At 64.0% G+C, this 13,132-nt stretch carries 14 protein-coding genes; 2 read left to right on the top strand and 12 right to left on the bottom strand.

What is annotated here, in order from left to right:
• Positions 1-13: 13 nt before the first annotated feature.
• Complete coding sequence (locus LY284_RS18190) at positions 14-316, top strand: hypothetical protein (RefSeq protein WP_233387523.1); 303 nt, start codon at positions 14-16, stop codon at positions 314-316.
• 9 nt (positions 317-325) lie between these two features.
• On the opposite strand, the gene LY284_RS18185 is transcribed toward LY284_RS18190, so the two are convergent.
• Both LY284_RS18185 and LY284_RS18180 read right to left on the bottom strand, forming a co-directional pair.
• Positions 326-832 carry a hypothetical protein gene (locus LY284_RS18185; RefSeq protein WP_148276121.1) on the bottom strand — a complete coding sequence of 169 codons (507 nt, stop codon included), beginning with the start codon at positions 830-832 and terminating at the stop codon, positions 326-328.
• A 115-nt stretch (positions 833-947) separates the two neighbouring features.
• Complete coding sequence (locus tag LY284_RS18180) at positions 948-1,916, bottom strand: GlxA family transcriptional regulator (RefSeq protein WP_233387522.1); 969 nt, start codon at positions 1,914-1,916, stop codon at positions 948-950.
• A gap of 199 nt (positions 1,917-2,115) precedes the next feature.
• Between LY284_RS18180 and LY284_RS18175 the strand changes: the two genes are divergently transcribed.
• Complete coding sequence (locus tag LY284_RS18175) at positions 2,116-2,805, top strand: HD domain-containing protein (protein WP_014250756.1); 690 nt, start codon at positions 2,116-2,118, stop codon at positions 2,803-2,805.
• A 1-nt stretch (position 2,806) separates the two neighbouring features.
• Here the strand turns inward: LY284_RS18175 and LY284_RS18170 are convergent, their stop codons facing one another.
• The 10 genes from LY284_RS18170 to norR form a co-directional block, all read right to left on the bottom strand.
• On the bottom strand, positions 2,807-3,517 hold the full coding sequence (locus LY284_RS18170; protein ID WP_041731649.1) for an extensin family protein: 711 nt from the start codon (positions 3,515-3,517) through the stop codon (positions 2,807-2,809).
• 7 nt (positions 3,518-3,524) lie between these two features.
• On the bottom strand, positions 3,525-4,589 hold the full coding sequence (locus LY284_RS18165; RefSeq protein WP_233387521.1) for an NAD(P)/FAD-dependent oxidoreductase: 1,065 nt from the start codon (positions 4,587-4,589) through the stop codon (positions 3,525-3,527).
• A gap of 103 nt (positions 4,590-4,692) precedes the next feature.
• Positions 4,693-5,211, bottom strand: coding sequence for a GNAT family N-acetyltransferase (locus LY284_RS18160; RefSeq protein ID WP_233387520.1), 519 nt, complete (start codon positions 5,209-5,211; stop codon positions 4,693-4,695).
• 683 nt (positions 5,212-5,894) lie between these two features.
• Positions 5,895-6,704, bottom strand: coding sequence for a c-type cytochrome (locus tag LY284_RS18155; RefSeq protein WP_233387519.1), 810 nt, complete (start codon positions 6,702-6,704; stop codon positions 5,895-5,897).
• The gene (locus LY284_RS18150) at positions 6,701-8,326 is read right to left on the bottom strand and encodes a cbb3-type cytochrome c oxidase subunit I (protein ID WP_045453782.1); all 1,626 of its coding nucleotides are present in this window, start codon (positions 8,324-8,326) and stop codon (positions 6,701-6,703) included. The genes LY284_RS18155 and LY284_RS18150 overlap by 4 nt, the downstream gene beginning before the upstream one ends.
• A complete protein-coding gene (locus LY284_RS18145; protein WP_014250750.1) occupies positions 8,316-8,882 on the bottom strand; it encodes a cupredoxin domain-containing protein in 567 nt (188 codons plus the stop codon). Before LY284_RS18145 ends, LY284_RS18150 begins: the two co-directional genes overlap by 11 nt.
• 27 nt (positions 8,883-8,909) lie before the next feature.
• Entirely contained in the window at positions 8,910-9,080 is a 171-nt protein-coding gene (locus LY284_RS18140; protein ID WP_014250749.1) for a hypothetical protein, read from the bottom strand.
• Between the two features lie 9 nt (positions 9,081-9,089).
• A complete protein-coding gene (locus LY284_RS18135; protein WP_077158404.1) occupies positions 9,090-10,307 on the bottom strand; it encodes a cytochrome c in 1,218 nt (405 codons plus the stop codon).
• A gap of 58 nt (positions 10,308-10,365) precedes the next feature.
• On the bottom strand, positions 10,366-10,977 hold the full coding sequence (locus tag LY284_RS18130) for a c-type cytochrome (RefSeq protein ID WP_233388371.1): 612 nt from the start codon (positions 10,975-10,977) through the stop codon (positions 10,366-10,368).
• A gap of 444 nt (positions 10,978-11,421) precedes the next feature.
• On the bottom strand, positions 11,422-13,014 hold the full coding sequence (gene norR / locus LY284_RS18125; protein WP_233387518.1) for a nitric oxide reductase transcriptional regulator NorR: 1,593 nt from the start codon (positions 13,012-13,014) through the stop codon (positions 11,422-11,424).
• Positions 13,015-13,132 lie beyond the last annotated feature (118 nt).

Raw genomic sequence — 13,132 nt, 5'->3', positions numbered from 1 at the left:
TGGGAGGCAACCGATGAGACCCAAACTCGGCACATTCGGCGCATTCGGGCGCATGGCGGCGATCCTGCTCGGCGGCACGCTCGCCGTCGTGGCGAGCGCTCAGCAAGCGCCGCAAAAACCGAACAAGCTTGAATACGACAGCACGCCCGCCTACTCGGAAAAGAACGTCACGCCGCCCGCCGCGGCGGCGGCCAACGCGAGCGATGCGTTGAAGACACGGCCGGGCGAAACGTCGGCGGGCAAAGGCGCGAAGCCCGACCGGCCGAATGGACTCGGCTTCGATGCGGGCGCGAGCGGCATGAGCAAGAAGCAGTAACGCGGCCGATTACGCCCCGGCTGGTTTGTCGGGCCACGGCCACGTTGCGTAGCGTGATTTCTTGCCCGGCTTGGCCGCAGGCGCGGACGTCTCGGCTTCATGCGCGGGCGCCGCGCTTTGCGCGCTGTCGGGCAGGTCTTCGCCGAACCACGGCACGTCGCGCTGCCGCTCTGTCCTGTACGCGTCCCAGCCCGTCGCGTTGTCCGCGAAGAGATCGTGCTTCACCGTGTTCGCGAGCATCGGGCGATTCAGCGTTTCGTCGAGCAAACCTTTCGGCCAGACGAAAAACGCGCCCGACGCGCGGCGGATGAAATCGCGCGGCGTCATCTTCTCGTCGACGAAGCCGAGCAGCGTGAAGCCCGCGAGCGCATCGTTGCCCTTCACCGCCTCGCCGATGCTCGCGTATTCATCGGCGCATTGGCTCAGGCAAAACACCGTCTCCAGCACATCGCCCAGGTGCAGCAGCAACGCGCGTCGTTCGTAGGGATCCTGCATGGCGGTCTGTTGTTTCGTCATTCGCTGTTCCGATATGTCGAGGGTGGATTCTGCGGCGCGCGCACTGCCGCACGTGCCGCGTTCATCTTGAATTTTAGCGAACCCGCCGTGATGCGTCGGCGCGCGAGCGCTCCGGTCACTTCGTGAAACGGGTGCGAAAGCTCAGCCGATAGTCGTTCGGCGACACGCCGAGCCGCCGCGCGAACACGAGCCGCATGCGGTCCGCCGTGCCGAAGCCGCAGTCGAACGCGACGGTTTTCAACGGCGTGTCGCTACTTTCGAGCATGTTTCGGGCCGCGTCGACGCGCGCGCGTTCGACGAATTCATGCGGCGTCATCTGCGCAAGCTGCACGAAGGCGCGCGCGAAATTGCGCTCGCTCATGCCGGCGACGCCCGCCAGCCGCGCCACCGAGAGCCGTTCGCCGATGTGCTCCATCACGTAGGCCTGCACCTTCGCGACCGGCGAGGTTTCATCGGCGGGCGCGCTGAGGTACGGGCTGAACTGCGACTGGCCGCCGCGCCGCTGCGCAAACACCACAAGGCGCTTCGCCACCGCGAGCGCGACCTGCGCGCCGTGATCCTCGGCGACGAGCGCGAGCGCCACGTCGATGCCCGCTGTCACGCCCGCCGACGTGACGAGATTGCCGTCGCGCATGTAGATGCGGTCCAGTTCGACGCGCGCGCGGGGAAAGCGTTCGGCGAGACGCGGCGCGTCCTGCCAGTGCGTGGTCACGTCGCGGTCGTCGAGCAGGCCCGCGTGACCGAGCGCGAACGCGCCCGTGCAGATCGAGCCGTAGCGGGCGCAGCGCGACGCGATATCGGTGAGCCAGGCGCTCAGGCGCGGATCGGGCGCATCGACGGGAAGAGTCGGGCCGCCCGCGACGAGCGCCGTGCCGTAGCGCGCGCTGGCTTCGTCGAAGCTCAGGTCCGCGACGAGCCGCGTGCCGTTCGATGCGCGCACGATGCGCTCCTCGGGCCCGACGAGCGCGATCTCGTAGGCCTCCGACGCGGCGATGAAACCGTTCGCTTCCGCGAAGACATCGACGGGACCGGCGACATCGAGCGCCTGCACGCCCTGAAAGATTGCGATTGCAACTGTGCGCATCGGCGTGAATGTCCGTGTTGGGCTCGCGTGGCAGGAGACGGCGTGCGCTTGGCAGGCTTCGACGCGTCGTTCCGATTGAGCTGCCAGGGCGTTTTGACGAGACTGATAAGCATCCGACGCGCTGCGCGATTTTAGCAACGCACAGGCATTCGCGTCTCCGGACGCCCGATCCACCGATCAACATTACGGAGCCATACTCATGAGCGAAATCATCGCAGGCATCAGGATTCCCGACAGTCAACTGGCGCGCGAAGCCACGCAACTCGTGCGTGACACCGAGCCCGACCTGCTCTATCACCATTCGCGCCGCGTCTTCCTGTTCGGCGCGCTCGCGGGCGAGCGCAAGCAATTGCAGTACGACCCGGAGCTGCTGTATATCGGCGCGATGTTCCACGACATGGGGCTGACCGAAGCGTATAGCAGCGCGCACGATCGCTTCGAGGTCGATGGCGCCAACGCCGCGCGCGATTTCCTGCGCCAGCATGGCATCGGCGAAGTCGAGATCGAACAGGTTTGGGACGCGATCGCGCTGCATACGACGCCCGGCATTCCGCAATACAAGAAACCGGTGGTCGCGCTGGTTACGGCAGGCGTCGAGATGGACGTGCTCGGCCTCGCCTACGACGAGTTCAGCGCGGATCAGCGCCGCCTCGTGGTGGCCGCGCATCCGCGCGAGGCGAACTTCAAGGAGAGCATCATCGATGCGTTCGCCAAAGGCACGCAAAACAAGCCCTTGTCGACCTTCGGCAACGTCAAGGCCGATGTGCTCGCGCTGAAGGACCCGAACTACAAGCGCCTGAACTTCTGCAGCATCATTCTCGGCTCGGCATGGAACGATCAGCCTCACGATCATTCGACGTGCCGCAATCCGGCGCATCATCACGCGTGATTCAGCGGCATACGCGGTATGGGCCCATGTCGACATGAAAGTGCGTCTTGTGAAGCGCGTTGTAGTCGGGGCCCAGCGTCGTGTCGAACGAACGGCACGCGCCTTCGTGGACGCGTCGCAGGAACTGTCCGTCGAGCGACGATGCATCGTCCCAGCGCGCGAGCGTGATGCGTCGTCCGTCATCGAGCACAAAGCCCGTCAGGTCGATCGCGTTCGCGCTCGCGTGCTGGCTCAGCGCCGCGTCCTGCTGGTGATTGACGTTGCGGCACGCATAGCTGCCCACGTGCTCGATGCGCGTGACGCGTGCGCCGAAGGTTTCGAGCGCCGCGGTCTGAAGATACTGATGCTCGAAATACGCGAGGCCGAGCGCGAGCGGGCATGTCGCGAGAAACGGCGAACTGAAGCGCAGGTCCTCTGACTGCGTGATGCGCACCACGTCGTTCAACTCACAGCCGCCCTGCCCGGTCGCATCGGCCATGGCGCGATAGACGAGCCCGGAACGCGCGAGCGCCGCGTCGCACAGTTTCGCATCGTGCATCGCGCGCCATAGCTTGAGGCGCGTGAGCGGACCTTGCGGCGCGCGCACGTCGAGCGGCGCGAACGGATCGTAGCGTTCCGGCACGGCGATGCGCTTCGAATACACCGCATAGCCGAACGCGATCGCGCCGGCGAGCGACGCCAGCAACAGCCACGCGATGAGGCGTGCGATCACGCCTGGCTTATGCGCCGTCGGCGCCGTCGGCGGCGTGCGCGGCGTTCACACGCTCGGCGAGCTTGGCGTCGTAACTCGAATGCACGTGCACGCGCTTTTTCTCGGGATACGCATACGCATAGGCCTTGCGCAGCGCGAGCGATGCCTCGTGAAAGCCCGACAGGATGAGCTTCTGCTTGTTCGGATAGTTCGCGATATCGCCGACCGCGAAAATGCCGGGCCGCGACGATTCATAGTTCGACGTATCCACTTCGATGCGCCCGCCGCGCACGTCGAGATTCCATGTCGCGATCGGTCCCAGTTCCGAGACGAGGCCGTAGAGCGCGACGATCTTGTCCACGCGGATATCCGTCGCGCCTTCCACTTGCTTGATGCGCGCGCCGCGCAGGACGCCATCGGGCGCATCGAGCGATTCAATCATGCCGACGACGAACTCGATCTCGCCGGCTTCGACTGCGCGCTTCATCGTCGCCACCGAGTTCGCCGCCGCCGAGAAGCCGTTGCGCCGATGTACGAGCGTGAGCTTCTTCGCGATGTCTTTCAACGCGAGCGCCCAGTCGAGCGCGGAGTCGCCGCCGCCCGCGACGATGATCTCCTTGCCCGCGAAATCCGCCGCGCGCGACACGCTGTAGTGCACGTCCTTGTCTTCGAGCGCCGCCGCTTCCGGCAATTGCAGGCGCTGCGGCACGAAGGCGCCGTTGCCCGCGGCGATAAGGATGGCGGCGGCGTCGAACGTCATGCCGTTTTCGGTTTCGATCGTCCAGCGATGATCGCCTTCGCGCTGCGTGACGGATTGCACGCGTTGATCGAGATGAATGGGCACGTCGAAGGGGCGGATCTGCTCCAGCAGTCGATCGACGAGTTCGCGCGCGGTGCATGACGGAATCGCGGGGATATCGTAGATGGGCTTGTCGGGATAGAGCTCGATGCACTGCCCGCCGATGCGCCCGAGGGTATCGACGATCTGGCACGTGAGGCCGATCACGCCGGCCTCGAAGGCGGCGAACAGGCCGACGGGGCCTGCGCCTATGATCAATACGTCGGTTTTTATGGCTTCGCGTTGGGGTTCCATTTCAGGGGTTTCCGTTTCCTTGGCTTTCAGCATTCCTTGGGCCACGATACAGAAAGCGTTTTGATGGAGCAATGAAGCCCCTTTTGGCTTAGCGGCGATTGGGTCAGGCGCGGGCTTCGAAGGCTTCGTCGAAAGTGACGGTTCCGGAAGGGATGTTCTTTTTGAACGCGATGGCCTGGAAGTATTCGGCGGGCACATCGGGAAGGATGAGCGCGGCTTCGGCCTTGAAACCGAAACGGGCGTAGTAGTCTGGGTCGCCGAGTACGACGCAGCCTGCTGCGTCTGCGTTTTTCAGGTGTTGGAGCGCTTCTTTTACCAACGCGCTGCCAATGCCTTCGCGTTGACGCTCGGGTGTCACCGAGAGCGGGCCGAGGCCAAACCAGCCGGTTGCGTTTCCTGTGACGGAGACGGGGGAGACTGCGATGTGGCCGAGGATTTCGTCGGTTGCGCTTTCGATCGCGACCAGCGATAGCGTGAGACGGCCCGCCCGGCGTAATGCGTTCACGATGAAATGCTCTGTGTGGCTCGAATAGGGCATTTCGAGGAATGCCTTTTCGGTCAGGGATTCGATCGCGTAGATGTCCTTTGCGGTTTCTTTTCGGATTTTTTTGAGGGGGTTCATAGGGTTCTGCTCGGCGGCTGTTTGCTATGAAGCGCATTCTAGCGGGCTTGTTTCGTCGCCGGATCCCGTTTTCGTGTGGGTTTATTAGCACTGCCCCTCCCCGGGGCGGGGGTAACTTTCTTTGCTGCTGCAAAGAAAGTCACCAAAGAAAGCAGCCTTCTCACCGCCCGCGGTCACACGCACGTTGGCCATTTTTCTCCTCCGGGAACGGCCCTCGCCTAAAGAGTGCCCTCGAAGGACTAATCGGGCTTGGATCGCGCACGGTCCGACAAACCATAACTTTGAACGCGCTGGTTCAGCACAAAATAGCTCCGGCACAGCGCTGCGCGCTGCCGCTGGGTATGCAGGGGAAACCAGCGAACGCGAACGCATTCGCAAACCCGCTCTTCCCATCGGCCGCGAAGCGGGCTGGAACTTGAAATGGCTGTACCAGTTTGTTGTGTGGTGCGATGTGACGGATCGTGCGCGATCCAAGCCCGATTGGGCCTATGGGGGCACTCTTTAGGCGAGTGCCGCCTTGGAGGAGAAAAATGGTCAAACTGCGTGTGACCGCGGGCGGTGACAAAGCTGCTTTCTTTGGTGACTTTCTTTGCAGCAGCAAAGAAAGTTACCCCCGCCCCGGGGAGGGGCAGTGCTAATAAACCACCACGAATACGGGATCCGGCAAAATCAAAGAAACCCCCTCACTTCCCCGAATTCAACTCCCTACCGTAATACATCGCCGCCGCATCGATCTCCCCCGCAGTCATATTCCGCGCAACATTGCGCATAACCTCATTGATATCGTTCGTCCGCGTCCCATTGGCAAACGCAACCAACTGCGCCTTGGTATAAGCCGCCGGCAACCCATCGAGCCAGGGACTTCCAGCCTTGTTATCAATCCCCCCATGACACGCCGCACACGGCGCGATATTACGCATCGGCGCACCATGCGCCACGATCGGCGGCGCAAGCGAATCGCTCACCTTGCGCTGCGCAGGCGGCCGCGGCAGGCTCGCGTAATACGCCGCGAGATCGCGCATATCCTGATCGGACAGGTTCATCGCCATCGGCGACATCACCGCGTTGGTGCGCGCGCCCTTCTGAAAATCGATCAGCTGCTTGTAGATCACCGACGCATACTGCCCCGCGAGATTCGGCGAATTCGCCTCGCTCATGCCGCGCTCGCCATGACACATCGTGCAGCGCAAGGCCAGCGTCGCACCGCGCCCGATCGAGTTCGCGTTCACCTCGACGAGCAATTGCGGCGTGACCTCGACGCTCGTGAGCTTGACCTTCGGCGCGATGATCGCTTCGCCGCCCGCATACCAGCTACGCGGCACGCCGGCCGCGCTGCAGATCGCGTTCCAGATGCCCGAGAACTGCGCATCGCGCTGCACCGACGGCAGCCACACGAAACCGATCAAGGCCGATACCACCGCAATCGCAATCGTCCCCAGCACGCTGACCGTGAACCAGCGATTGCGGAATGTGAAAAGGCGTTCGTCGCTCATCGCTGCGCTCCGATCGGCACCGCAGGCACCGCCGTGTCAGACCGCGCAATAAGCTGCGCAATCGGATAGCCGTAGTTGACGAGCGTGAGCCCGATCATCAGCACGAGCCACAGCGCGAAGCTGTTCAACGCCACCGGAATGCTGCGCGGCTCATGCACCGCACGGGCGAAACGAAACTCCTCGACCGCGATCTTCGGCGCACGATGCCCCTTGATCAGCACGATGAAAAACAGCACCGCCGAGACCACCAGAATGAATCCGCCGATCACCGAAATGATCACCGAAAGCGCCTGCGCCGCGATCGCCGGGTCGTTGTAGTCGTAGAACGCCATGCGCCGCGGCATCCCGAGAATGCCGACGAAATGCCACGGGAACGTCAGCACGATCATGCCGATGAACCACAGCCACAATTGCCAGCGCATCAGCTTCACGCTCTGCAATGCGCGGCCCGTCAGATGCGGCCACAGGTCGTAGGCGATCACGAAGTACATGATGACGATCGCGCCCGCGAATATCAGATGGAAGTGGCCCGTCACCCATTGCGTGTTGTGCACGGTCGAATCGAGCTGATAACTCATGTTGATGAGCCCGCCCGCGCCGCCGAAGCCGAGCATCACGAAGGAAAACGCGACGGCGAGCATCATCGGGTTATCCCACGGCAGCGCCTTGATCCAGCCGAACGGCCCCTTGCCGCCGCGCAGCCGCGCCGCGATCTCCACCGACGCGCAGATCGTGAACACCGTCAGGAACGTCGGCACGGCGACGAGCGCGGTGAACACCGAATGCATGAACTTGAAGCCCGAGCCCACTTGCGGATCGGCGAAAAGATGGTGAATGCCGATCGGCATCGACACCACGAGGAACAGGATGAACGAGATGCGCGCCATCGCATCGCTGTAAAGACGCCCGCCGATCGCGCGCGGAATGATCGTGTAGTACGCGATATACGCCGGAATCAGCCAGAAATACACGATGGCGTGCAGCGTCCATGAGAAGAACACGCGCGCAAGGCCGGCGTCGATGGTCGTCTTCCAGCCGATCGCCACGGGCAGGATCATGAAGATCACTTCGATGGCCGCGCCCACCGCCGTCCAGCCCCACAGATACGCGCCCGCCACGGTCGCGAACATCGCGAGCGGGATCGGCTTGCCACGGTTCGCGCGCTTCCACGATGCAAGATTCACCGACATCAGCGCGACCCACACCCACGAGCCGACCACGACGAACACGACGCCGACGTAATAGAACACGTTGCCGATCATCGGCGGATAAAAGGTGTAGAGCACGGAGGCCAGGCCCATGGCGACGGGCACGGTCGCCGTCACCGCGCCGATGGCGACGAGCCAGAAGCCGAGCCACGCCCAGCGCAGGCCCACGAGCGGGCGCTTCAGCGCAAGCTCGCTCACCGCGTAGCCGAAGCCCATCGCGACGAGCGTCGGGAACGCATAGCCCATGACGGTGCCGTGCTCCGTCACCGAGCGATAGTAAAGCTCCGGATTCTGCAGCCACGGATGCAGCGGGCTGCGCACGAGCATCTGCCATGCGCCGAGCAGGAGCGCGACGCCGAAGGCGCCGAACGCCAGCCAGAAATGCGCGAGTACGAGGCGCTTGCTATTGAACACAGGAGACTCTCCGCGAATCGGCCGGCAGCTTGTCGGCCATCTGCATGAATTCGGCGCGATCGACCACCTTCACGTGCGCCCACATGTTCTGATGCCCGGTGCCGCAGAACTCGTGGCACGGCATCAAATGCTCGCCGGGCTTGGCGAAGGTCGTCTTGAAGGTCGATACGTAACCCGGCTCCAGCATCGAATTGATGTTCGTATCGGTGATGAGAAAGCCGTGCACCACATCCGAGCTCGTCGCGCGGAACGTGACCGGCACGCCCGCCGGCACGACGAGGCATTGCGGCGTGAACGAATACTGCTGCGCGACGATGCGCACCGTCACCGAGCCGTCCGCCTCGGGCGCGCTGCCGAGATTGCTTTCGATGAATTCGCCCGATATATGCAGCGTTTCCGGCCGCACCGTCTCGACGCGCGAGGGCGGCATCATCGCCCAGTGCACGCCGGTATAGACGACCATCGCGACCAGCACCACGACGATCGCGAGTACGAGAATCGCCCAGCGCCGTTCGACCTTGTCGGCGACGTCGTGCGAACTTGGATCAATGGCCATATGCGATGCCTTAATAAGCCTTGCGAATCACTGGATCACGCCGCGCGGCAGAAACACGGCGAAGTAAAAGACGAACCAGAGGCCGATCACGATCGCGGTCGAAATGCCCGCGAGCGCGATCGCGCCGGACGGGCCGCGTCGCACGATCTCGTCGACCTTCGCGTCTTCGGCCGAGGCTTCCTTCGGGTCTTCGTTCATGGTCGATGTTCAATAAAGTGGCGCCGAGCGCAGCTCGTTGACTTCCTTCACCGTGACCGGCGTGCCGTGATTGCCCCACGCGGTGCGGATATACGTGACCACCGCGGCGACCTCGACATCGGACAGCGACTGCGCGAAAGGCGGCATGCCGTAGGGCTTCGGGTTCTTGAAAGTGCCAGGCGGATAACCGCCGTTGAGCACCATGCGGATCGGATTGACGGCCGAACTCATCACGATCGACTGGTTGTTCGCGAGCGGCGGAAAATCGGGCGGCTTGCCCTGGCCCTGCGCGGCATGGCATTCGGCGCATTGCGCGTCGTAGATCTTCTTGCCGAGCGGCGACAGGCTCGTCTTCTGCTCGGCGACCGCCTGGCTCGGCGGCTCGGACTTGTCGCCGGAGCGCGCGGGCAGCGCCTTCAGATAGACGGCCATCGCACGCACGTCTTCCTCGGTCAGATATTGCAGGCTGTCGTAGACAACTTCGGCCATCGGCCCATAGACCGCGCCGCGATTGCTGACGCCCGCATGCAGCAGACCGACGATGTCCTCGATGCTCCAGTCGCCAAGACCCGCTTCCTTGTTCGACGTGAGCGACGGCGCATACCAGTTCTGAATCGGGATCAGGCCGCCTTCGAACGCCTTCGAGGTCACGTTGCCGCCGAGCGCGTTGATTGCGGTATGGCACATCGAGCAATGTCCGAGACCTTCGACGAGATACGCGCCGCGATTCCATTCCACCGACTGCTTCGGGTCCGGCTGATACTCACCCTCTTTGAAGAACAGCGAGCGCCAGCCGAGCAGCAGTTGCCGCTTGTTGAACGGAAAACGCAGTTCATGCGGCCGGTTCGGCTGATGCACGGGCGGCGTGGACATCAGGAAGGCGTAGATGGCGTCCGAGTCCGCGCGCGTGACCTTCGTATAGGACGCGAAGGGCATCGCCGGATAGAGCAGCGAGCCGTCGCGCGACTTGCCCGTGTGCATCATCGCGTAGAACTCGTCGGCGCTCCATTGACCGAGGCCCGTCTCCTTGTCCGACGAGATGTTCGGCGTATAGAGCGTGCCGAAGGGCGTGTCCATCGGGCGGCCGCCGCCGAAGGTCTTGCCCGCCGGCAGCGTATGGCACGCGATGCAATCGCCCGCGCGCGCGAGATATTCGCCGCGCTTGATGGTGGCGGCGTCCGCGCCCTGCGCCAGCGCCTGCCCGGCTGGCGCGGCGCACGCCGCCATGAAGACCGCGACGGTCAGCGCTCGGAGATGTCGAAAACGGAGCACGACGGGTCCTCGGTTAGTTATGAACGCTGCCGCACTGGAGCGGCATCCTGAACGAGCCGGCGGCGACGGGCACCGGATTGGCGGGGGCCGGCAGCGACGCGAGATAGGCAGCGATCGCGGTGATGTCGCGCTCGGAGAGCAGCTTCGCGACCTGCCCCATGCAATCGGGCGGGACGGTCGAGCGCGTGCCGTAGCGCCATGCGCCCAGTTGCGCGCTGAGGTAGTCCGCGTGCAGGCCGAGCAGGCCGGGAATCGCCGGCTCCATGCCCGTCATCGAGGTACCGTGGCAGGCGACGCACGCGGGCACCTTGCGCGACGCATCGCCCTTCATGACGAGCGTCTTGCCGAGATCGAGCATCTTGGCATCGACGGTGACGGCGGCGGGCGGCGGAAACGGCGGACGCTCGCTCGCGAAGTACTCCGCGATCTGCTTCAGATACGCGTCCGGCAGATACGCGAGCAGGTAGTTCATCGGCGGATACTTGCGCCGGCCATCGCGAAAGGCGAGCAACTGGTTGTACAGATAGCCGGCGGGCTTGCCGGACAGGCGCGGGAAGTAGTCGTTGTCGGTGCCCTCGCCGCGCGCGCCGTGGCATGCGGCGCATCCGAGGACGCGGGCCTGCATCGTGTCGGGCGCACGTTCGAGCGGTGCGCCGCCCGCAGCGTCCGCCGCGAACGCCGCGACGCTGAAAAAGGCGAAGAGCGCGGACGAGATGAAAGCGCTGCGCTTTGCCACGTTTCGCACGTAACCCCCGTTGTCGATTTGCCGTATTCGATTGATCGGGCGTGTGCTGCTCTTCACCCGACGCGGTTCTTCAAGGCGCTGCAATGTTCTTGCTGCCGATGGGTTGCGCTTGGCTTTTCTGATCTTAGAAGAGACAGCCTGTTTTTCCCAGCTTCAGAATTGTCTCAATGTGTCGCGCCAATGCATGCGACTCACTTGATCGTTTTTTGCGTTTGAACAATAAAACGCATCTTTTTGAGATGCGCAATGTCCTTGCGCCGATCCGATGGAGACTACAGATAGTCGCTTTGCGCGGCCTTGTCGATCATTTCGGGACAAACGATGCTATTTGAGCCCGAGCCGCCTGGCGAGCCGGTTGAGATTCGCGCGATCCATGCCGAGCTCCCGCGCGGCCGACGCCCAGTTCTGGTTGTGACGCGTGAGCGCGTCGAGGATGAGCGTGCGCTCGTAGGCCGTCACCGTTTCGCGGAAGTCCGCGCCGGGCGCGGGCAATGGCGGCGCCGCAGCGGGCGCGGTCTCTGGCGCGGTGTCGCCGGAGAGCGTGAGATCGGCGGCCGTGAGCGTCAGGATGCGCGGCCGCTCGCGATGCGCCGCAAGCGCCTTCAGCGCGCTGCGTCCGATCAGGTGTTCGAGTTCGCGCACGTTGCCGGGCCAGCGGTACGCGAGCAGCGCCGCCTGCGCGTCGGCGGACAGACGCAGACTCAGCAAGCCGAGCCGCGAACGGTTCTCTTCGAGAAAGTAGCCCGCGAGCAGCAAGACATCGCGCCCGCGCTCGCGCAGCGGCGGCACGACGAGCGGATACACCGACAGCCGGTGATAAAAGTCCGCGCGGAACCGCCCTTCGCGCACTTCCTCGGCGAGATCGCGATTGGTCGCCGCGATGAGCCGCACATCGACCTTGTGCTCGCTGTCGGAGCCGATGCGTTGAAGCTGGCCGTTCTGCAGCACGCGCAGCAGTTTCGCCTGCACGGGAAGCGGCAGTTCGCCGACTTCGTCGAGGAAAAGCGTGCCGCCGTCGGCGAGTTCGAACTTGCCGCGCCGGTCCGACGACGCGCCCGAGAACGCGCCGCGCACATGCCCGAAGAGCTCGCTCTCGACGAGCGTATCGGGCAGCGCCGCGCAGTTCAGGCTGATGAGCGGCTTGTCGGCGCGCGGCGAGAGCGCATGGATCTCGCTCGCGACGAGTTCCTTGCCGACGCCGGTTTCGCCGGTCACGAGCACGGTCAGATCGCTCGACGCGACGATCGCAATCTCTTCCTGCAAGCGGTTGTGCGGCCCGCTGCTGCCGATCATCTCGCGCCGCCGCGGGCCGCTCGCCTGCCGGTACACCTCGGCGCGCTGGCGTTCGGCCTCGCTCGTTCGCGCGAGCGTATCGATGCGCTCGGCCACGCTCACCGTCGCCGCCGCGAGACTGAGAAACGCCTGAAGCGAGGCCATGTCGATGCCGTCGAAACGTGCCGGATCGAGCGCATCGAGCGTGAGCAGGCCCCACGCGCGGCCGTTGATGACGAGCGGACAACCCAGGCAGTCATGCACTTCCAGATGGCCGCTCACGCCTTTCACGAGACCGTCGTAAGGATCGGGGAGATCGGAGCTGGCGGAAAAGCGCGTCGGCCCTTCGCGGGCAAGGATGCGCGCGAACCGTGGATGCTCGCTCACGCGAAAGCGCCGCCCGAGCGTGTCGCCAGACAGACCGTCGATGGCGAGCGGCACGAGCGTATCGCCATCGAGCCGTAGCAGCGCGGTTGCGTCGCTGGGAAAAAGCGCGCGCAGCGTGTGCAGCAGACGCCGGTAGCGCTCGGTCTCGGGCATCTGGCTCGACAGATCCTCGATGAGCGGAACGAGCGCGTCCAGCAACACGCGCGAGGTCATTGCGACTACTTCGGCAGTCTTTTTGACTAGAGTCGAATCGACCATGTGATGTCTTAAGCGGTTGATTTATCGACGATTCTACTCTGGCATGGTTCGTGTATAAGAATCTGCCGAAAGATTTCAATGCGGAAGCGCCCCGCTGCCGCCTTCATCACACGAGGAA

Source organism: Caballeronia sp. PC1 (genome assembly GCF_021353155.1).
GTDB lineage: Bacteria > Pseudomonadota > Gammaproteobacteria > Burkholderiales > Burkholderiaceae > Caballeronia > Caballeronia cordobensis.
Note: the sequence above shows the minus strand (reverse complement) of the source record. Positions and strands in the feature narration are given on the sequence as shown.

Excerpts from the sequence above, each read along its gene's own strand:
- LY284_RS18190 (WP_233387523.1), top strand. The coding sequence starts at position 14 with ATGAGACCCAAACTCGGCACATTCGGCGCATTCGGGCGCATGGCGGCG.
- LY284_RS18185 (WP_148276121.1), bottom strand. The coding sequence starts at position 832 with ATGACGAAACAACAGACCGCCATGCAGGATCCCTACGAACGACGCGCG.
- LY284_RS18180 (WP_233387522.1), bottom strand. The coding sequence starts at position 1,916 with ATGCGCACAGTTGCAATCGCAATCTTTCAGGGCGTGCAGGCGCTCGAT.
- LY284_RS18175 (WP_014250756.1), top strand. The coding sequence starts at position 2,116 with ATGAGCGAAATCATCGCAGGCATCAGGATTCCCGACAGTCAACTGGCG.
- LY284_RS18165 (WP_233387521.1), bottom strand. The coding sequence starts at position 4,589 with ATGGAACCCCAACGCGAAGCCATAAAAACCGACGTATTGATCATAGGC.
- LY284_RS18160 (WP_233387520.1), bottom strand. The coding sequence starts at position 5,211 with ATGAACCCCCTCAAAAAAATCCGAAAAGAAACCGCAAAGGACATCTAC.
- LY284_RS18155 (WP_233387519.1), bottom strand. The coding sequence starts at position 6,704 with ATGAGCGACGAACGCCTTTTCACATTCCGCAATCGCTGGTTCACGGTC.
- LY284_RS18145 (WP_014250750.1), bottom strand. The coding sequence starts at position 8,882 with ATGGCCATTGATCCAAGTTCGCACGACGTCGCCGACAAGGTCGAACGG.
- LY284_RS18140 (WP_014250749.1), bottom strand. The coding sequence starts at position 9,080 with ATGAACGAAGACCCGAAGGAAGCCTCGGCCGAAGACGCGAAGGTCGAC.
- LY284_RS18135 (WP_077158404.1), bottom strand. The coding sequence starts at position 10,307 with ATGGCGGCGTGCGCCGCGCCAGCCGGGCAGGCGCTGGCGCAGGGCGCG.
- LY284_RS18130 (WP_233388371.1), bottom strand. The coding sequence starts at position 10,977 with ATGCAGGCCCGCGTCCTCGGATGCGCCGCATGCCACGGCGCGCGCGGC.
- norR (WP_233387518.1), bottom strand. The coding sequence starts at position 13,014 with ATGGTCGATTCGACTCTAGTCAAAAAGACTGCCGAAGTAGTCGCAATG.